The following is a 19212-nucleotide window of genomic DNA, read 5'->3' on the forward strand; positions in this document are numbered from 1 at the left end:
GCCGGGGGCGGCGGCCAGGAAGCTCCCGCTCTGCGGGGTCCAGGGTCGGCCCTGGGCGTCGGAGATGGTCCCGCCGGCCTCGGTGACGAGCAGCGCGCCGGGCAGCAGGTCCGCGCGGGCGCCGGCGAACTGCCAGAAGGCGTCGATCCGGCCGGCGGCCACGTTGGTCAGGTGCAGGGTCGCGGGCACCGCGACGCGCACCACGAGCGTGTCGAGGAGCATCGCGGTGATCGACGCGCCGATGTGCCGTACGACCTGCGCGTCCTCGTCCGGCCGGGCCTGGCTGGTGGCCACGATGCCCAGGCCCAGGTCGGTGGTGGCGGCGACGTGCAGCGGCCGGCCGTCGAGGTGGGCGCCCGCACCGGTGCGCGCGGTGTAGGTCTCGCCGGTCAGCGGCAGGTGCACCACGGTGAGCACCGGCCGGTTGTCGCGCACCAGCGTGGCGGTGACCGCCCACTCCGGCAGCACGTGCAGGTGGTTGACGTTGCCCTCGGCCGGGTCCACCACCCACCACTCACCGGCCGGCAGCGCCCCGCCGTCCAGTTCGTCCTCCACCCACCGGGCCTGCGGCCGCAGTTCGGTCAGGGCGGGGCGCAGGATGTCCAGGGCCGTGTCGTCGTTGACGGCCAGCGCGGCCATCAGCTCCTCACGGCTCCCGTACCGGACCACCTCGCCGAAACGCCCGCGCAGCGCCGCGCCGGCGGCGCGGACCGCGTCCGCGGTGCGGTCGAGCAGATCGGCGTCGGAGAGGGCAACGTCAGTGGTGAGAAGCGATTCGGACATGGGCGAACTCCCTTATGAGATAGGGGCTATGAGGCTGATCGGGCCGAACTGTGCGGCCGTTCCTGCGCGTTCGTCTCAACGGTAGGCAGCCTCGTCGTTAACTTCAAATGCATGTCAAGTACGGCTGGGATTACTCGCATGCAATTGGATGGGAACCTGCTCCGGCGCTCGACGCTGCCGGAGCAGGGCACGTTGTCAGGGTGGCCGCGTGTCTGCATGTCAACGCCCCGGCGATGAGCCGGAGTTCGGGCGGAATGCGGCGCACGACGGCGGATGAAGGGCGTCGCAGAAGCGCCGTGGGCGCGGACGAAGGCTCAGTCGAGCAGTTCGGCGGCCCGTTCGGCGATGGCGTAGACGGTCGCGTTGGTGTTGGCCGAGGGGATGGACGGCATCACCGAGGCATCGGCGACCCGCAGTCCGGCGATCCCGTGGACGCGAAGGGTCGCAGGGTCCACGACGGCATCGGCGTCGGTTCCCATCCGGCAGGTGCCGGTGAAGTGGAAGTAGGGGCCGGTGGCCTTGCGGAGGAACTCGTCCACGGATTCTCCGCTCGTCACGGCGCCCGGCACCGCTTCCCGCTCGCGCCAGCCGGCGAACGCGTCGGCCTCCCCGATGCGGCGTGCGACTGCCAGGCCCCTGCGCATGACCTCCAGGTCGCGGTCGTCGCTCAGGTAGCCGGGGTCGACGAGGGGAGCGCTGGCGGGATTGGCGTCCGCCAGGCGCACGGTGCCGCTGCTGTGCGGAGCCATCGCGGAGAAGGCGATGGAGTAGCCGTTGGCCGGCGGCCGGCCCCATGCCGACGGGAGCGGTGCGGCGACGATGTAGACCTGAAGGTCCGGCCGGGCCGCGGCGGGGTCGCTGTACAACAGGCCCATCATTTCGGCCGGCGGGTTGGCAGGAACGAACGGTACGGGCCGGCCGGCCTCGTACACCACGCCCGCCATCGGATGGTCCTGCAGATGGGATCCCACTCCCGGCAGGTCGGCGACGACGTCGATGCCGTGTTCGCCGAGGTGTCCTGCCGGGCCGATCCCTGACAGCATCAGGAGGTGCGCGGAGCCGATGGCCCCCGCGGTCAAGATGACTTCGGCGCTCTCGGCGGACACGTGCTCGCCACCCACGGTGTACTCGACGCCGGTGCAGCGGCTCGCCGTGATGCGCAGACGCTGCACGGTCGCGTCCGTGACGACGTCGAGGTTCGGCCGGTCGAGGAACGGACGGATGTAGGCGTCCGCCGCGCTCTGACGGGCGCCGCCGGGCAGATTCATGTCACTCCACCCGAACCCGGTCTCCAGGCCGCCGCCGATGTCGTCGGCGCGTGTGAACCCGGCTTGCACCGCGGCGTCGACACCCGCCGTGGCCAGGGGATGGGGTTCCGGAACCGGGGCGACCACGACCGGCCCGTCCGTGCCCCGCACGGAGGCATCACGGCCGCGAGTGCTCTCGCTGCGGCGGAAGTAGGGCAGCAGATCGTCGAAACCCCAGCCCGGAGCACCGAGCCCGGGCCATTCGTCGTAACCGGAGCGGTGCCCCCGCAGGTGGTAGAGGCCGTTGATACTCGACGATCCGCCGAGTGCCTTACCGCGCAGCACGTCAGCGGCCCTGCCCGTACCGGCCTGCACGGCCGAGGCGCCCAGCCAGAGGGATGACGGGTCGAACCCCAGGAACCCCCATGGAGATGCCATCGCCTCGGTCGCGTCCCGGGCTCCGGCCTCCAGCAACAGCACCCGCACGCCGGGGCGTTCCGAAATCCGGGAGGCAATCACGCACCCTGCTGTCCCCGCTCCCACAACGACATAGTCATAGGGACTCTGGCCCATAATGTCTCCGCTTCCCACGGCAGCGCTGGCCGGCCACCGGGTTCAGTAAAAAAGTCTCATCGACGATCAAAAAGCTGATTACGTGCATGTATTAAAGTGGTCGAAGAGTCGGGATGGTTGTCCACAGGTCGGCCCTGTGCCTTGCTCGGCTGCCTCAGAGCTCGGCGCGCAGAAGGCATGGAACCGGCGGATCAGCAGCGAGCGCGCCCCCCTGGGGATGGCCATGTCGGCGCCGGTGTCTGCGATGACGGCCATGCGGCTGGACTTCTCTTGTTCCATGAGTTTCTTGTCCTTGGTGCGTACCCGTCCAGGAGCAGCCCGGGCTTCCCTTCTGCCCTTGAATCCTAGGATTACCGACACGGCAGGTACTTGAACCTCCGCGACGTTCGTTCGGAACCTCAGCGCCATGCGCGTGGCGGGACAGTCGGCATCACACCAGCATCGGGTCAGGCTGCCCGTACGCGCCGACCGACTTCTGGCCCTGCCGCAGGTGGCGTCCCTTCCCAGGGCTGAAGCGCCCACCTCACGCGAGCCTCTCGCCGCCCGTGCCCCCTCCTCCTTGGAGTGCGGGAGCCCCCGGATCACCGTGTTCCCCGCAGCCGACCGCGCCGCCGCCACCCGCCCGTCCATCAGGCGCAGTCGCCGTGAAGCCGGCCCCGCAGCTGCGCGCCGCGCTGCTCACCGCCTTCGGCCTGCCGGCCGGCGCACCGACGAACCGCACAGGCGCGGCCGACCGTCCGCTCACCGACGCCTTCAAGAACTCGGGTGTACTGCTGATCGACGACGTCCACCGCATCGCCGCCCCCGCACTCGAGGACCTGCGCCTGTTGGCCGGTACCCCCGCCGCCCAGACCGCGCTGGTGCTGTGCGGGGCTGGCGCCGAGCGCACCCGGGCCCGGGCCCGGGCCCGGGCCCCGGACTCGGCCTCGGCAAACCCGGGTGCCGACCTGGCAGGACTGGTCCGGTGAGCAATGGCCCGTCGACCAGTGGGGGCCGCTCCCTCCTCCGTTGCCCGGGACGGGCCGTCGCGTCGGGAGCACACTCGGTGCCGCACGCCGCGGCGCCGGGGTTCGCGCGTGTGCCGGGACGCGGGACTGTCTGCCGCGCTACGACGCGACCGGTTCGGGCCGGGAGGCGTGGTCGATGTTCTCCTCCACCCACGACCGAAGCGCGTTGAGCGGGATCGCGGCGCTCTGCCCGAGGGCGGTGAGGGCGTACTCGACGTGCAGGGGGACGGCGGGGTAGACGGTGCGGTCGAGGATGCCGAAGTCCTCGAGGCGGCGCAGCGTCTGGGTGAGCACCTTGGGGCTGACGCCCTGCAGTCTGCGCTGGAGTTCGCCGAATCGCCGGGGCCCGTCCTCGAGGGCGCCGATGGCCAGTGCGGACCACTTGTTGGCGAGCAGGTCGAGCAGGGCCCGGCAGGGGCACTGGGCGGCGTAGACGTCGTGGTGCGAGTGCTGGCCGCTGGGGCAGGTGGTCGTCATGATCGCGCTCTTCTCACCAGGTCACTTCCCATCGGGAAGTAGTGGACCTTAATGGTAACTATGTCCCCGGGGATAGCGTCGGCGACGTCAACCGGGGGGCCGCCAAGGGCCCTCCGCAGAAAGCCATTTCAGGAGATGACGCATGTCCACGCACACGATGCGCTCGGTGGTCCAGGACGGTTTCGGCGGTCCGGAGGTGCTGCGCGTCCAGCGGGTCCCGCGCCCGGTACCACTGCCCACCGAGGTGCTGGTGCGGGTGCACGCGGCCGGGGTCAACCCGGTGGACTGGAAGACCCGCGGCGGCTCCGGCATGGCCGGGCTGCTGGGTGAGCCGCCGTTCACCCTCGGCTGGGACGTGTCCGGGGTGGTGGAGGAGGTCGGCTTCGGCGTGACCACGCTGAAGGCCGACGACGAGGTGTACGGCATGCCGTGGTTCCCGCGCGCCGCGAACGCCTACGCCGAGTACGTGACCGCCCCGGCCCGCCAGTTCGCCCTCAAGCCCGCCACCCTCGACCACGTGCACGCCGCCGCCGTGCCGCTGGCCGCACTGACCGCCTGGCAGGCCATCGTCGACACCGCTCACCTGCAAGCCGGCCAGCGGGTCCTGATCACCGCCGCCGCCGGCGGGGTCGGCCACTTCGCAGTCCAGTTCGCCCGGCATCTCGGCGCCCACGTGATCGCCACCGCCAGTGCCGCACGCCACCCCTGGCTCAAGGAACTCGGCGCCGACGAGAGCATCGACTACACCAGCACCCGCTTCGAAGACGCCGCCAAGGACATCGACGTCGTCATCGACCTGGTGGGCGACGCCCACGACATGACCAGCACCCGCTCGCTGAAGGTGCTGCGCCCCGGCGGCCTGCTGGTCGCCATCCCGCAGGGAGTGTCGCCCGAGCTGGCACAGGCCGCCGAGGCGGCGGGCGTGCGGGTGACCCCGTTCCTGGTCGAGCCGGACGGTGCCGCGCTGACCACGATCGCCGGGCTGATCGACGCCGGCGAGGTCGCCGTCGAGGTGGCGGAAACCTTCCCCCTGGAGCAGGTCGGCGCCGCCCACGCCCGCGGCGAGGACCTGCGCACCCGCGGCAAGCTCGTCCTCACCCTCACCAACTGACCACCCGACGCAGAAATCGGAGTCGCACGTGTACTACGAGATCCGCCGCTACCAGGCGCAGCCCGGACGCCGCGACGAGTGGGTGCGCTACATGGAGGACGTGGTCATCCCGTTCCAGACGTCCAAGGGCATGGACGTGACCGCCTCCTTCGTCGACGACCAGGACGAGGACGGCTACATCTGGATCCGCCGGTTCGAGGACGAGGCCCGGAGCGAGGCCCTGTCTGCGGCCGTCTACCAGCACGACCGCTGGAGGAACGAGATCGGCCCGGTCGTGTACGGCCTGCTGATCCCCGAGCGGACCGTTGTCACCCGCGTGGTCCCCACCCCCGTCTCACCACTGCAGTGACCGGCCCGCACCACGGGCGCCCGCAGCGGCGCCACCCGAACAGCACAGCCGTAAAGGAACCACTCATGAGCACGGACACACTCGCACTGTCGTTCCCCACCTCCTCGATCACCCGGGCCGCAGCAGGTGCACTGATCACAGCGGTCCACACGGCTGCCGCCCGGATCGGTTTCACGGCGGCCGTCGCCGTCACCGACCCGGGCGGGCACCTCAAGGCGTTCGACCGCGCCGATGACGCGCCCTTCCTCACCGCCGAGGTCGCCGCCGACAAGGCCTGGACCGCAGCTTCCTTCCGCACCCCCACCCACACGTGGAACGGCTACCTCGCCGATCCGGGCATCGCGCCGCTGGCCGGCCACCCGCGCCTGATGGCGGTCGGCGGCGGCTACCCGATCATCGACAACGGCAGGTGCGTCGGAGGCCTCGGAATCTCCGGCGGCAGCTACCAGCAGGACCAGCAGGCCGCCGAAGAGGCCCTGGCCGCCCTCGGTTTCGAGGTACCCACCAGCTGACCGCCCGGCCGGGCCCGAACGCCCGGAAGTACGGCCGGACCCGCTCCCGCACCGGACCGCATCGCAATCGCGGCCGGCGCGGGCGGTGGCCGCCGGGGACGGGCCGGATCGTGCGTCTCAGGTCGGGCGGGTCCCCGAACAACTGGTGACGGGGCGTCGGCCGAGCGGCCAGGAAGCCGGGCGGTCGGTCGGACTCGGTGTTCACCTGCTCCCAGCCGTAGTGGTGAGCCGCAGGGGGAGCAAGTCTTCCGGGAGCTGGTTCCAAGTGCCGTGCAGCGATGGGGAGTCGTTCGTCAGGCGAGGCCGAGCCAGCCGAGGACGGTCTGGACGAGCAGGATGGTGGACATCGCGGCGACGCCGACGACCACGGCGGTGGCCGCGATGCGGTAGCGGGGGCCGTTGGCCGCGTCGCCGAGGACGGAGCGGCGGTTGGTGAGGACGAGGAGGTAGACCAGGACGATCGGGCTGATCAGGCCCTGGAGGACCTGAGTGCCGATCAGGAGCTGGATGACGTCCACCGGGGTGAGGGCGACGATCGCGCCGAGCGCGATCTGGGCGGTGAACAGGCCGAGGAACAGCGGGGCGTCGCGGAAGCTGCGGGAGACGGACCGCTCCACGCCGGCGGCCTCCCCGACGGCGTAGCTGGCGGAGAGCGGGACGACGGCGCCGGCCAGGGCGGAGGCGCCGATCAGGCCGAAGGCGAACAGCAGCTCGGCACCGTGCCCGGCGACCGGCTTCAGGGCTTCGGCGGCCTGCGCGGCGGACTCCAGCGGGCCGCTGCCGCCGATCGCGGAGGCGGTGGCGATGATGATGGTCAGGCTGATCACGCAGGCGAACACCGCGCCGAGCACGGCGTCCGCGCGGATCAGCTTGTAGTCGGCGGGCTTGGCGCCGCGGTCGACGACGCCGGCCGCGGCGTAGAACTGCATGTACGGGCTGACGGTGGTTCCGATCAGGGCGACGGCGAGCAGGATGAAGTCCCGGCCGGGCTCCAGGTGCGGGACGGCCAGGTGTTCGCCGACCTGCCCCCAGTCGGGGTTACCGAGGACCATGGCGACCGGGTAGGCGAAGAACGCCAGCGACATGATCAGGAAGATCCGCTCCGCCCACCGGTAGGAGCCGAACAGCACCAGCGACCACAGCAGGACGGCGGCCGGCGGGATGACCGCCCACTTGGGGACACCGAGCAGCTCGAACGCGGCGCCGATGCCGGCGAACTCGCTGACGACCAGCCCGGTGTTGGCCAGCAGCAGGCAGAAGACCGCGAGCGCGGTCAGACGGAGGCTGAACTGCTCGCGGATCAGCGCGCCGAGGCCCTTGCCGGTGTGGGCGCCGAGCCGGACCGCCATCTCCTGCACCATCACCAGCGCGACGGTGACCAGCACCATGAAGAACAGCGTGCCGTAGGTGAACTGGGAGCCCGCACTGGCGTAGGTGGCGATGCCGGCGGCGTCGTTCCCGGCGTTCGCCGCCACCAGACCCGGTCCGGCGACCATGGCGACGGCCGCGATGCGGCGCCATCCCCGACGGCGGCCGGCAGGCGCGGCAGGTGCGGCAGGTGCGGAGGGAGCCGGGAGCGCGGTGGCGGGGGAGGTGGCCGCCGTGGCGGGCACGGTCGGGGTGGTGAGGTCGCGGGTCACTTGAGGAGCCTCCGGAAGTGCAGGCGGCCGCGCTCGGGCAGCAGGGCGTCGAGGATGTCGTCGGCGAGGATCCGGCCGAGCGGGCGGCCGGCGTCGTCGACCACGAGGAGGGAGCTGGCGCGGGCGGCGACCAGGTGGTCGGCGGCCTCGGCCAGGCGTGTGTCCGGGCGTACGGTGACCGGCGGCGCGAACTGCGCCAGCCACTCCGCCAGGTCGCCGACCAGTGCGGTGTCCTCGGCCACCGCTAGGTCGAACAGCGGGATGTCGCCGACCAGCCGGCCGTGCTCGTCCAGGACCGCGACCGCGTCGATCTCGGTGCGGTGCTCGGCCTGCGCGGCCAGTTCCGCCCGCACCTGGGCGATCGTCCGGTCGGGGCGGGCGGTCACCAGGACGGTGGTCATCGCGCCACCGGCGGTGCCCTCCCGGTGGGTGAGCAGGGTGCGTAGTCCGGCCGCCTCATCGGCGGGCATGCGGGTCAGCAGGGCTTCGCGCTCACCCGGGTCGAGGTCGCGCAGGGCGTCGGCGGCCTCGTCCGGTTCCATCTCGTCGACCAGCCGGGCGGCGTGCTCGGGCGCCGCCTCGCGGAGCAGGTTCTCCAGCTCGGCCGGCTCCATCTCCTCCAGGGCGTCCGCGGCCTGCTCGGGTTCCAGCCAGCCGAGCAACTGCTGGCGTTCGTGGCGGCCGAGGTCCTCGAGGATGTCGGCGAGGTCGGCCGGGCGCAGCCGGTGCAGGGCGGAGCGGGAGGCGCGCAGTTGCACCTCGGCCGGCCCGTGGGTGGCCTGCTCGCCGAACGGGGCCACCGACTGCCAGTCCAGGACGCGTTCCGGGGTGGGCCGGACCTGCCAGCGGCGCGGGCCGAGGCGGCGCAGCAGGGTCGGCAGCGAGACGTCCACGCCGACCAGGACGGTGCGCCCGGCCAGCGGCGTCAGGTAGAGGTCGGCCGCGCGGGTGACCTGGATGCCGTCGACGTCGACGAGCTGGTGGTCCATCACGTCCCGGGCGAGCAGGACCTCGCCGGGGCGCCGCGCGTAGTCGCGCAGGTCGACGCGGGCGGTGCGCAGCCGTACCTGCCCGGCGCCGACGGTGTCGATCGCGCTCGCGGCGAGGAAGGCCCGGCGGCGTCCGATGCGGATGATCAGACCGGTGACCGGCGGATAGGGCTCGGGTCCGTAGAGGCGGGCGACGACGTCGACGACGCGGCCCACCTCCTCGCCGGACTGGTTGGTGACCGGGCCGCCGATCAGTCCGGCGAGGGACACCAGGGAGGCACGGACGGCGCGGGTCGCGGTGGTGCGGCGCGAACTCTCGGCCCGCCGGTCGCGAAGCCGGGCCGTGGTGGACATGAGCAGAGTGGTGGCAGCCACGAGGAACACCCCCTCGCCCCGGTCGGAACGGGGCATCGGGCAGCCCGGGACAGCCCACTGCATCCTCCGGCCGCAGGCTGTGGAGTGCCCGGGAGCACGGCGGCGCACCCCCGCCGGACGGGCCGGTGGGGGAGAGCGCCGGGTGCGCGGCGATCAGAGGAGGAGCGGTTGCCGCGGGTCGCTGAAGGACGGCGAGGACAACACGGTGAAGGGCCGACTATGGCCCGGACTACTGTCCATCACGCCTCCTTCCGGTCCCGGCCACGACTCGATGTCATGGCGGCGCGGCAAGGTGAGAGCCGGGAACGACCCGGCACACCCCAACTCGTCAGAGCTTTGGCACTCCACGGCGTGTCCCCGGCCGATCGGGGAAGCCACTTGGGGTCACCCCTTAGGTCGGGGAGACCTGTCCTGATCCGGAGCGTCTCTCGACGGGTGGGATCAGTGGCCTGTGTCCGTGAAGACGCCTCACCGAACGAGGTGTCTGTTCAAACCGGCATCAGCATAGGCCCCGGTCGCCCCGGCAACCCAATCCTTGACCTGACCTTGACCGGTCCCTGCCCGGCGGGAGGCGGCCGCGCGCCTGCAGCGCGCCTGATTGCCGGCGCGATCCGCATCTGCCGCACGCAGCTCCTGCCGGCGTTCGCCGATCAGGCCACGGGCCCCGCCGGCAGCAGGTGCGCGGTGGAGTCCCGTGGCCCGAACGGACGGGACGTCAGCGCAGGCCGCCGGACGCGAGGATGACGTCCCCGGTGATCCAGCGCGCGTCGTCGGAGGCCAGGAAGGCCACCAGCGGGCCGTAGTCGTCAGGGGTGCCCGTGCGGCCCAGCGGGGTGTCGGCGACGGCCTGTACCTCCTGGGCCGAGCCGGGGAATCCCATGGCCCTGGTGCCCTCGGTGTCCGACGGTCCGGGCATGATCGCGTTGACCCGGATGCCGCGCGGACCGAGCTCCTTGGCCGCCACGATGGTGAACGCGTTGACGGCGCTCTTGGAGGCGACGTAGAGCGAGGAGTACAGGGGGTGGGTGAGCGTGCCGGCCGTCGAGACGTTGACGATCGACGCGGTGCCGATGTCGTCCTGCCCGGCCAGGGCCTGCGTGGTGAGGATCGTCCCCAGCAGGTTCGTGGTCATCTCGCGCTGGAACTCCTTCTCGGTGATGTCCGACAGCGGTGCGAAGGTGGCGACGGCCGCGTTGTTCACCAGTACGTCGACCGGTCCGTACTCCTCGCGCGCCCGATCGAACAGACGGCGCACGTCGCCGCCGCGGGCCACGTCCGCCCGGACCGCGATCGCCCGGCCGCCGGCGGCGGTGATACCCGCGACGACCCGCTCGGCGCCCTCGGCGTCCTCCCGGTAGTTCACCACGACGGCCGCGCCGGTCCCGGCGAGGGCCTTGGCGATGCCCGCGCCGATGCCCTTCGACGCGCCCGTGACGATCGCCGTACGGGCGGTGTTGTTGCTGCTCACAGTGGCTCCTCGAACGTTGATGCTTGCGGAAGTCACCGTAGGAACGCGAATTACTATTAGGAAGTACCTACTTTTTTGTAAGCTCGTGCTGTGATGGAAACCCAGCAGGTCGCGACGGCCGCCCGGCTCCTGGCCCACGACACCTTCGACAAGAAGTGCGCGCTCCGGCCGATCATGGACCAGACGACGAGCCGCTGGGCGACACTGATCATCTCGGCCCTCGTCGCCGGCCCGCACCGCTTCGCGCAACTGCACCAGCGAGTCGGCGGCATCAGCCAGAAGATGCTGTCCCAGAACCTCAAGGCGCTGGCCCGGGCCGGGCTCGTCGACCGCCAGGTCGCGTCCACCAACCCGCCGCAGGTCACCTACTCCCTGACCGACCTCGGCACCGGCCTGGCCGGGCCGCTGACCGAACTCATCCAGTGGTTCGGCCGGCACGGCGGCGAACTCCTCGCCGCCCAGGAGCACTACGACAGCCAGCAGGGCCCACCGCGCGGGTGACCCGGCACCTCCCGCGGCGGTGACCGTCGCGCGCCCACAGTGCGTCAGTTCCCGGCGGGGCCCATACTCCCGCCGCCGAGCAGTCGGTCGACGAGGAGCCCGGGGTAGCCGGTGGCCGGCGGGTCGATGCCGAAGATCGCCCGTAGGTAGAACGGCGCGACGAGCTGGTCGAGGATCTGCTCCAGGGGTGGGGGGGGTTCTCGCCGCGGGCCGTGGCCCGTTGGCGGATCTGCTCGATGGAGTGCATCCGGCGCCGGAAGTGCTGCGCACGCTCCGCATCCACCCCCTCGCCGCAGCCATCGCCCACGACCAGCTCGCCCACCTCGACGGCTACCTCGCCGGCCGGGCCGAGATCGCCCGCCATCTCACCGTCCACCTGGCCCGGATACCCGGCCTGGAGGTCAGCGAGATGCCCGAAGGAGTGCTTCCGTCCTGGTACGGGTTGACGCTCACCTACCGGCCCGACGAACTCGGCGGGCTGCCGATCGAGAGGTTCCACCAGGCACTGGTCGCCGAGGGCGCCACCGAGTTCGACCGGCCCGGCTCCACCTGCCCCATGAACACGCTCCCGCTGTACCAGGAGCCGGCCGTGCTGTTCCCCGGTCACCCGCACTCCCACCGCCACTACAACGCCGGGGACTTCCCGGTCGCCGAGCACGCCCACGCCCACACGATCAAACTCCCGGTCTGGCATCGTGAGCAGGATCTGGAGCTGGCCGACCAGTACGTCCGTGCGGCCATCAAGATCAGCGACCATCACAAGGAGCTGCTGTGACCGTCATTTCCCCCGAGTTCGTGGCCGGCCTTGCGGCCGACGCCGAAGCCGCCGGCATCACCGGCTTCGTGGCCGCCGCGGTGATCACCCACCACGACCGGATCCTGCTCGTACGGCGCAAGCCCGACGACTACCTGGGCGGACTGTGGGAGATCCCCTCCGGAAGGGTCGAGCCCGGGGAGACCATCCTGGACGCCCTGCACCGCGAGACCGCCGAGGAGACCGGCCTGGCCATCGACCAGGTCACCGGCTACATCGGACACTTCGACTACCGGAACAGCCGTGGCACCACCACCCGCCAGTTCAACTTCGCCGGCACCGTGGAGAAGACCGAACCGGTCATCCTCACCGAACACGACGCGTACCAGTGGGCCCTCCCGGGCGAGCTGCCCGAGGTCAGCGACGCGGTCCGCGAGCTGATCGTCCGCTGAGGTGGTGCGAGTGTCGCGGGCCCGCCACACCAGGGCGACCCTGCGACCACGGCTCCTCGACCCGTTCATGCCCAGGGGCGAGGAGTGGATGGAACGTTCACAGTGCATCGGGCGCTCGGACAACTTGCACGAGCGCTTGGTGCTGCTCGGCTTCGCCGGGGACGAGCGCACGCCCCGCCGAGCGGCCGCGGCGGCGAAGGAGCGGTGGCGGGCCGGCCACCGCCGTACCTGCCGGCGCTGGATCACCAGCCCGGGCTCTGGTTGCAGTTCGACCGGTGGCTTCGGGCTGACGGTCCCGCGTGGTGATCCCGGGTCCGGAACCCTCGGCATGGTGTCCCTCCGGGGAGGTCGAGCCGAGCCCTCCACCTGCGGTGACCGCGGTTCTCGGTACCACGGACGGGGCTACGCCCGGCTCCGGGACCGGCGGTGCCGTGTCGGCTGCCCCGGCTCCGTTCGGACGCGCCCGCGGCGCCCAGCGGTCACCCGGGCATCGCCTTGCCCGCCGGGACGCCGTAGCAGAGCGCATCGCTGCGCTCGGCAACGTGGCCCCTGGTCCGGAAGACGCCGCCGCCACGCCTTCCTCAGCGGGACGGTTCTTCCGCGTCCTGCGTGCGGTGGGTGAGGCGGCCTGCGGACTCCAGCCGGGACAGGCGGTCGTGCTCGCGCTCGGCCCAGCGTCGTACCCGGTCGGGTTCGAGCGCGGTGCCGTGGCCGACGTGGAGGGCGGTGGGGCCCAGGGCGAGCATCGCGCGCAGGCTGGTGAGGTTCTGCCGGGGGTCGTCGTGGAAGGGCGGGTTCGCGGGCTTGCCGGGGATCAGGCCCATGAAGGAGTTGGCGATCAGGTCGCCGGCGACGAGGTCGCCCTCGTCGGTCAGGACGGAGACCGATCCGGCGGTGTGTCCGGGGGTGGGCATGATGCGGCCGGCGACCCCGAAGACCTCCAGGCTCGTCTCGCCGCTGATCAGTACGCCGGGTTCGACGGGTTCGGCCTGGGCGTGGAGGTTCTTGTTCCGGTCCATGAGGCGGCCCATAGGGCCGATGGGCAGGTACGGTTCGCGGACCCGGCCGGTGCGGTACGGTCCGAGGTCGGCGACGTGGCCGGCGACGGGTGCGCCGGTGAGGCGGTGCAGTTCGGCGGCCGAGCCAAAGTGGTCGATGTGGCCGTGGGTGAGGATGATCAGCGAGACGTCGGAGGGGTCGACGCCGTGTGCGGCGATCTGGTCGTAGATCTTCCGGCCGCTGCCGGGGATCCCGGCGTCGACGATGACGGGCCGTCGGCCGACCAGCAGGTAGGCGTTGATGGCGTGCCAGCCCAGGACCGGGATCGGGATGACCTTCGTGCGGGACATGAGGGGCTCCGGAGTGTGGGTGGTGCGTCGGCTGGTGCGGGCATGGCTGGGGGCCGCTGGGCGGCGGTGGGTTTGGCAGGTGGCGGGACGTGGGAGCGCGCCCGGATGCTCAGAAGCGGCGGCGGTACTCGGCTGGGGTGGTGCCCAGGCGTCGCTGGAAGGAGCGGTGCAGTGTGTCGACGGAGCCGAGGCCGCTGGCGGCGGCGATCTCCGGGAGGCCGAGGTCGGTCTCCTCCAGCAGCCGGCGGGCGGCCTCCAGCCGGGCGGACTCGACGTAGGCGGCCGGGGTGGTGGAGGTGCGTTGGCGGAAGAGGCGGGAGAAGTGGCGCACGCTCAAGTGCAGCCTGGCGGCGAGGGCTTCGGCCGAGAGGTCCTCGGTCAGGTGCTCGGCGATCCACACCCGCAGGTCGTCGATGCGGTCACCGCCGGCGCTCTGGACGGAGAGCGGCACGCTGAACTGGCTCTGCCCGCCGGAGCGTTTGACGTACATGACCATCATCCGGGCGGTGGCCAGCGCGAGCGCGTGGCCGTGGTCCTCGGCGACCATCGCGAGCGCCATGTCCATCCCCGAGGTGACGCCGGCGCAGGTCCACACCGTCCCGGAGCGGATGAAGATCGGATCGGGATCGACCGCGACCTGCGGGTGCTCGGCCGCCAGGCGGGCCGCGGTCAGCCAGTGGGTGGTGGCGGGTCGGCCGTCGAGCAGCCCCGCCGCGGCCAGCAGGTGCGCACCCGCGCAGATCGACCCGACCCGGCCTGCCCGGGGCGCCGCCGTGCGGAGCCAGGCGGTGACTTCCAGGTCGATCACCGGCTCCACTCCGCCGCCGACCAGGTCGATCGCGCCCGCCACGAGCAGGGTGTCCACCCGGCCGTCCACCGCGCCGAGGGTGAGGTCGGCCATCAGACGCACGCCGCTGGAGGTCGCGACCGGTTCGCCGTCGGCGGTCGCGATCTGTACGACGTAGCCGGGCCGGTCGGGTCCGGCGGCACGGGTGGCTACCGAGAACACCTCCGCCGGTCCGGTGACGTCCAGCAGCTCGACTCCGGGGAAGGCGGCAACGACGACTCGGTGGGGCGACTGGCGCATGGCCTGATCATGGTGCCCGGCGCAGGGTGACTGCAATGACGAGGTCATCGCAGATCCGGCCACGCTCCCGGACGCCCACGGAGCCCGGGACCTCGCCACGCGTCTCATCGCCCGGACAGCGAAGTCACCCGGCGGATACGCGGTACGGACGATCCTTGAGCACGCCGTCCGCCGCGACCATTCGAGCCCAGCCGAGTCGAGGCTCCTCGAGGCGGCCTCTGCTGCCTGCCGCTCTCGGCGCAGGCAGCAGAGCGGTCATCAAGAACCGTCCAGGGGCCCGGCGTACGCGCCGCGGTTGCGCACGAAGTCGCTGCGGGCCTCCGTCGAAGTGCAGTGCGGCGATGGTGGAGTCGGGGGTGGCGTCGGTGTGGCCGAAGGTGGTCCCGGTCGTGGACTCTCCCATGGAGAAGGTGGTGAAGTGGGTGCGCCACTCGCCGGTGACCATGCCGGAGTAGAGGCCGTGGTTGTGCTCCGGTTCCCAGGGCGGGTAGGCGGCGAAGTCCGGGACGAGGACGGTGCCGGGGGTCTTGGGCCACATCGTCGCCCAGATGACCTGCTGGTCGAGGGGGTAGTGGCCGTAGTCGAACTGTTCGCGCAGGGTGGTGCGCAGTTTCCAGCCGACGGTCTGGGTGTTGTCGCTGTTGGCGTGGAGGAAGACCTGTTCGCCGACGCCGCTGCCGTCGACGGCGGCGGGAAGGTCCACGGCAGGGGTCTTGGTGTCGGCGCCGGCGGGAAGTCGTTGCCAGAGGTAGCCGGTGAGGCGGATGTTGTTGGCGTCGGTGAACTGGGCCGTCTGGATCATCACGCCGGTGGGGATCTGCTGCATCCCGTCGCGTCCGTCGTCGCGCAGGTAGGAGGTGGCGGCGTCCTGGTCGGTGACCACGGTGCCGGGTGCGCCGGTGAGGGTGTCGTCGGCGGCGACCGCGACCCAGATGAACACGGTGGCGAGCAGGCACAGCGCGCTGACGGTGGCGCTGAACCAGCCCAGGGAGGAGGGTTTGGCGGATCGGTCGCAGCAGTAGCCAGGCCACGAGGGCCAGGCCGACGACGGAGCAGGTCAGTACGACGGCGAGCCGGCCGCCGTGCTGCATCGCCTCGTGCGCGGGTCTGTCGATGCCGGCGGCGGCGACGGCCGCGAGGACGAAGGGGACCGCAGCGAGCGTCGCGGCGGCTACCTGGGACCGTCCCCACGTGGCACGGTTCGGCGGCGGGCTGCTGGGAGAGGTGGACACGGGCGGCTCCGGGCGAGCGAAGGGATCGGCCCGATGCTCATGGGTCGGATCCGTCTCTCCGGGCGGACCGCGAAACACAACTTCGACCACGATCGAATCGCAAGTTCCACCGAACGGGCTACCACAGCACCTGAGATCGACCGCCTTGGCCGGACCTGCTCACCCCGGTTCCCCAGGGCACCGAGCCTCTCCGGCGGTCGTCGGCCGGGCGCGCCGCTCCAGCCGGGCGGCTCTGGTGATCAGATATCGCTGCTCCGGCGTGTTGGTGGTCCGGGCGGCCGCTGAGCGGTAGTAGCTCAGCGCGGACGCTGTCTCTCCCGCCATCTCCAGGAGATGGGCCCGTACGGCATGCGCCCGGTGGAGGTCTTCGGGAAGCCCGCCGTCGGCGTCGAGCCGGTCGAGCAGCGCCAGAGCAGCAGCAGGGCCGTCGACCATCGCCACGGCGACCGCCCGGTTGAGCGTGACCAGCGGGCCGGGTGCCACCTGTTCGAGAAGCCCGTACAGGCCGAGGACCTGCGGCCAGTCGGTCTCCTCGGCGCGCGCGGCCTGGTCGTGGACGGCGGCGATGGCCGCCAGCACCCGGTACTCGCCCGGACGCTCCCGGCCGGAGAACGAGCCGATGAGCAGCGCCGCTCCTTCCGCGATCAGGACGTGGTCCCAGCGGGCGCGGTCCTGCAGGTCGAGCGGGACGAGCTCGCCGTGCGGCCCGGTGCGCGCGGGCCGTCGGGCCTCGGTCAGCAGCATCAGCGCCAGCAGACCGGCCACCTCGCCCTCGGCGGGCAGGCTCCCGTGCAGTTGGCGGGTCAGTCGGACGGCCTCGCCGGACAGATCGGCACGGTGCAGGTCCGGCCCGCCGGAGGCGGTGTAGCCCTCGTTGAACATCAGGTACAGGACGTGCAGCACGTTCCGCAGCCGCCCGGGCCGGTCCGGTGCGCCCGGCACCGGCACCTCGAACACCGTCGAGGACGCCTTCAAGCGCTGCTTGGCCCGGCTGATGCGCTGCGCCATGGTCGCCTCGGGCACCAGGTAGGCGGCCGCGATCTGGGCGGTCGTCAGGCCGCCGACCGCCCGTAGCGTCAGGGCGATCGCAGAGGCCGGGGTGAGCGCCGGATGGCAGCACATGAACAACAGCGCCAAGGAGTCGTCGGCCACCCGGGCCCGGCCTGGCGCCGGTCCCCGCGCCGTGCGTTCCTCGCGCCGCCGCCGCGCCGCGTCGCTGCGCATCCTGTCGGTGTGGCGGCGGGTGGCGGTCTTCAGCAGCCAGCCGTGGGGGTTCTCCGGCACGCCTTGGGCGGGCCAGTGCCGGGCGGCGGCGATCAGTGCCTCTTGGAGGGCGTCCTCGCACGCGTCGAAGTCGCCCGTGCGCCGGGTCAGCACGCCGAGGACCTGCGGCGCCAGCGAGCGCAGCAGGTCCTCGACGACGACGGGCCGGTCGGTCACAGGTCGAACGCGGCGTCGGTCATCACCTGGCGCACCTCGACCGGCTGCTGGGTCGGGAGCCCGCCCGGGCCGGGCACGGCCGAGATCCTGGCGGCGATCTCCAGGGCACGGGCCTCGGAGTCCACGTCGACAACGTTGAACCCGGCCAGCACCTCCTTGGACTCCGGGAACGGACCGTCGGTCACCACCGGGGCCGAGGTGCCGTCCGAGCGGACGATCCGGGCCAGCCGCGGATCGGCCAGCGGGGTGAACTGCACCATCTCCCCGCTCGCGACCAGTTCCTTCGTCAGGGCGGCGTAGTAGTCGAAATGCGCCGCGACATCGCCGGGCGCCCACTCGTCCATCGGCTCCTCGAACGCTCCACCGTCGTGGTTGACCATCAGCAGGAACTTCGGCATCTGCACTCCTTGATCGTCGGCGCGCCCAGTGTGGCGCACTCGCTCCCTCAACGGAGTCGGCACACGGTTCTCTACATCGCCCGGAACACGTCTTCGGGCCGCGGTCAACCATGAGGGGAACAGTGAGCAGGCCTGGCCGTTCTCGTGAAGCCTCATCAGCCTCCGTAGGGCGCGACCAGCCGGATCCGCCTCAAATCGGCAGGCCGCCACCTCATCGGGGGAGCGGAGCGTCCCTGGGGGTCCCGGATTCGTCGGCCCCTCCCCGGGGACACCCCGGGATTCTTCGGCCTCCGCCCGCCGCGCGCGGAGGCCGCCCCGGCCAGCACCATCCCTGGCACCCACCGACCAGACTTCCTGCGGCGGCATCCGCTTTTCAGGCGCCGTCCAGGTGGCGCGGGTCCGGCGTGAGCGCCGACACCGCCCGGGTACAGCACACCGGGGCCCACCTCGACCGGTCCTGACCGCGGCTCAGTCCACAGCCGGGCTGCGGCGTTCGACGAGGACGACGTCGCGCCACCGGCCCAGGTGCCGGCCGAGCCGCTCGCGGGTGCCGACCACGCGGAAGCCGGCCCGGGCATGCAGGGCCAGGCTGGCCGTGTTCTCCGGGAACACCCCGGACTGCACGGTCCAGATCCCGGCGGCGTCGGTGGAGGCCAGCAGGGCCTGCAGCAGGGCGAGCCCCACGCCCCGCCCCCGGGCGTCGGTCCGGACGTAGACGGAGTGCTCGACCACGCCCGCGTACGCGCACCGGTCGGAGACCGGGACCACCGCGGCCCACCCCAGCACCCGGCCGCCGCCGCCGAGGGCGACCAGGCGGTGAGCGGGGAGCCGGGCGGCGTCGAACGCCTCCCAGGTGGGTGCGGTGCTCTCGAAGGTGGCGTCGCCGCCGTCGATCCCGGCCTGGTAGATCGCCAGTACCTGCTCGGCGTGCTCGGGGAGCATCGCGGCCACGGTCACGCCGGTGGCGCTCACCCGGCCGCCCGGACGCCGAGCTCGTCCAGCAGGCCGCGGATGCGCTGCTCGATCCGGTCACGGATCGGCCGGACGGCGTCCACGCCCTGGCCGGCCGGGTCGTCCAGCTGCCAGTCCAGGTAGCGCTTGCCGGGGAAGTACGGGCAGGCGTCGCCGCAGCCCATGGTGATCACCACGTCGGAGGCCTGCACCGCCTCGACGGTGAGTACCTTCGGCACCTCGGCCGAGACGTCGATGCCGACCTCGCGCATCGCCTCGACCACGGCCGGGTTGACCGTGGCGGCGGGGGCGGAGCCGGCCGAGCGGACCTCGACCCGGTCCTGGCCGAGGTGGGTGAGGAAGGCGGCGGCCATCTGGGACCGGCCGGCGTTGTGGACGCAGACGAACAGGACGGACGGGACGGCGGGGACGGGCAGGTCGGCGGGAGTGCTCACGGCGGGATGCTTTCTCGGTCGGGACGGCGGATGACGGCGGTCGGCGGATGGCGGCAGTTGTG

Annotated in this window: 20 protein-coding genes and 1 riboswitch; of the genes, 7 read left to right on the forward strand and 13 right to left on the reverse strand. The window is 72.1% G+C overall.

Going from position 1 to position 19212, the window contains the following annotated elements; genetic code table 11:
- Both AB0D08_RS20740 and AB0D08_RS20745 read right to left on the reverse strand, forming a co-directional pair.
- The coding region (locus AB0D08_RS20740; protein ID WP_359890501.1) for an inositol monophosphatase family protein at positions 1-783 on the reverse strand (783 nt) is incomplete at its 3' end.
- 314 nt (positions 784-1097) lie between these two features.
- The gene (locus AB0D08_RS20745; RefSeq protein ID WP_359890504.1) at positions 1098-2603 is read right to left on the reverse strand and encodes a GMC oxidoreductase; all 1506 of its coding nucleotides are present in this window, start codon (positions 2601-2603) and stop codon (positions 1098-1100) included.
- A 644-nt stretch (positions 2604-3247) separates the two neighbouring features.
- Here AB0D08_RS20745 and AB0D08_RS20750 point away from each other — a divergent pair.
- Positions 3248-3571, forward strand: a complete 324-nt coding sequence (locus tag AB0D08_RS20750; RefSeq protein ID WP_359890506.1) for an ATP-binding protein — start codon at positions 3248-3250, stop codon at positions 3569-3571.
- A gap of 138 nt (positions 3572-3709) precedes the next feature.
- Here AB0D08_RS20750 and AB0D08_RS20755 read toward each other — a convergent pair whose 3' ends face one another.
- Positions 3710-4087, reverse strand: a complete 378-nt coding sequence (locus tag AB0D08_RS20755; protein ID WP_033818048.1) for a helix-turn-helix domain-containing protein — start codon at positions 4085-4087, stop codon at positions 3710-3712.
- Between the two features lie 142 nt (positions 4088-4229).
- Between AB0D08_RS20755 and AB0D08_RS20760 the strand changes: the two genes are divergently transcribed.
- The 3 genes from AB0D08_RS20760 (at position 4230) to AB0D08_RS20770 (ending at position 6059) form a co-directional block, all read left to right on the forward strand.
- Positions 4230-5198: an NADP-dependent oxidoreductase gene (locus AB0D08_RS20760; protein WP_033818049.1), complete on the forward strand. Its 969-nt coding sequence runs from the start codon at positions 4230-4232 to the stop codon at positions 5196-5198.
- A gap of 28 nt (positions 5199-5226) precedes the next feature.
- Positions 5227-5547, forward strand: a complete 321-nt coding sequence (locus tag AB0D08_RS20765; protein WP_033818050.1) for an NIPSNAP family protein — start codon at positions 5227-5229, stop codon at positions 5545-5547.
- A gap of 65 nt (positions 5548-5612) precedes the next feature.
- Positions 5613-6059, forward strand: a complete 447-nt coding sequence (locus AB0D08_RS20770; protein WP_033818051.1) for a heme-binding protein — start codon at positions 5613-5615, stop codon at positions 6057-6059.
- Positions 6060-6352: 293 nt separating this feature from the next.
- Here AB0D08_RS20770 and AB0D08_RS20775 read toward each other — a convergent pair whose 3' ends face one another.
- The 3 genes from AB0D08_RS20775 to AB0D08_RS20785 form a co-directional block, all read right to left on the reverse strand.
- Positions 6353-7699 (reverse strand): divalent metal cation transporter, encoded by a 1347-nt coding sequence (locus AB0D08_RS20775; RefSeq protein WP_359890510.1) that lies wholly within the window; start codon positions 7697-7699, stop codon positions 6353-6355.
- The gene (locus AB0D08_RS20780; RefSeq protein WP_359890513.1) at positions 7696-9063 is read right to left on the reverse strand and encodes a CBS domain-containing protein; all 1368 of its coding nucleotides are present in this window, start codon (positions 9061-9063) and stop codon (positions 7696-7698) included. The genes AB0D08_RS20775 and AB0D08_RS20780 overlap by 4 nt, the downstream gene beginning before the upstream one ends.
- 312 nt (positions 9064-9375) lie before the next feature.
- Positions 9376-9550: riboswitch (M-box (ykoK) riboswitch) on the reverse strand.
- Positions 9551-9778: 228 nt separating this feature from the next.
- Positions 9779-10531 (reverse strand): SDR family oxidoreductase, encoded by a 753-nt coding sequence (locus AB0D08_RS20785; RefSeq protein WP_359890516.1) that lies wholly within the window; start codon positions 10529-10531, stop codon positions 9779-9781.
- 93 nt (positions 10532-10624) lie between these two features.
- On the opposite strand from AB0D08_RS20785, the gene AB0D08_RS20790 reads away from it, so the two are divergent.
- The 3 genes from AB0D08_RS20790 to AB0D08_RS20800 all read left to right on the forward strand — a co-directional run bounded on the left by AB0D08_RS20790 (position 10625) and on the right by AB0D08_RS20800 (position 12238).
- Positions 10625-11032 carry a helix-turn-helix domain-containing protein gene (locus AB0D08_RS20790; RefSeq protein ID WP_359890577.1) on the forward strand — a complete coding sequence of 136 codons (408 nt, stop codon included), beginning with the start codon at positions 10625-10627 and terminating at the stop codon, positions 11030-11032.
- Positions 11033-11291: 259 nt separating this feature from the next.
- Positions 11292-11807 (forward strand): DegT/DnrJ/EryC1/StrS family aminotransferase, encoded by a 516-nt coding sequence (locus AB0D08_RS20795; RefSeq protein ID WP_359890519.1) that lies wholly within the window; start codon positions 11292-11294, stop codon positions 11805-11807.
- Positions 11804-12238 carry an NUDIX domain-containing protein gene (locus tag AB0D08_RS20800; RefSeq protein ID WP_233288890.1) on the forward strand — a complete coding sequence of 145 codons (435 nt, stop codon included), beginning with the start codon at positions 11804-11806 and terminating at the stop codon, positions 12236-12238. The genes AB0D08_RS20795 and AB0D08_RS20800 overlap by 4 nt, the downstream gene beginning before the upstream one ends.
- A 581-nt stretch (positions 12239-12819) precedes the next feature.
- Here AB0D08_RS20800 and AB0D08_RS20805 read toward each other — a convergent pair.
- From AB0D08_RS20805 to AB0D08_RS20835, 7 genes are all read right to left on the reverse strand, one after another.
- Entirely contained in the window at positions 12820-13587 is a 768-nt protein-coding gene (locus AB0D08_RS20805) for an MBL fold metallo-hydrolase (protein WP_359890522.1), read from the reverse strand.
- Positions 13588-13696: 109 nt separating this feature from the next.
- Positions 13697-14674, reverse strand: coding sequence for a helix-turn-helix domain-containing protein (locus tag AB0D08_RS20810; RefSeq protein ID WP_359890524.1), 978 nt, complete (start codon positions 14672-14674; stop codon positions 13697-13699).
- 124 nt (positions 14675-14798) lie between these two features.
- Positions 14799-15614: a hypothetical protein gene (locus AB0D08_RS20815; RefSeq protein ID WP_359890525.1), complete on the reverse strand. Its 816-nt coding sequence runs from the start codon at positions 15612-15614 to the stop codon at positions 14799-14801.
- 451 nt (positions 15615-16065) lie between these two features.
- On the reverse strand, positions 16066-17346 hold the full coding sequence (locus tag AB0D08_RS20820; protein WP_359890527.1) for a DUF6596 domain-containing protein: 1281 nt from the start codon (positions 17344-17346) through the stop codon (positions 16066-16068).
- Positions 17343-17744, reverse strand: a complete 402-nt coding sequence (locus tag AB0D08_RS20825) for a YciI family protein (RefSeq protein ID WP_033818057.1) — start codon at positions 17742-17744, stop codon at positions 17343-17345. The genes AB0D08_RS20820 and AB0D08_RS20825 overlap by 4 nt, the downstream gene beginning before the upstream one ends.
- A 468-nt stretch (positions 17745-18212) precedes the next feature.
- The gene (locus tag AB0D08_RS20830) at positions 18213-18686 is read right to left on the reverse strand and encodes an N-acetyltransferase family protein (RefSeq protein WP_359890580.1); all 474 of its coding nucleotides are present in this window, start codon (positions 18684-18686) and stop codon (positions 18213-18215) included.
- Between the two features lie 26 nt (positions 18687-18712).
- Positions 18713-19132, reverse strand: coding sequence for an arsenate reductase ArsC (locus AB0D08_RS20835; RefSeq protein ID WP_033818071.1), 420 nt, complete (start codon positions 19130-19132; stop codon positions 18713-18715).
- Positions 19133-19212: the final 80 nt, after the last annotated feature.

Source organism: Kitasatospora sp. NPDC048540 (genome assembly GCF_040651175.1).
Classification (GTDB): Bacteria; Actinomycetota; Actinomycetes; order Streptomycetales; family Streptomycetaceae; genus Kitasatospora.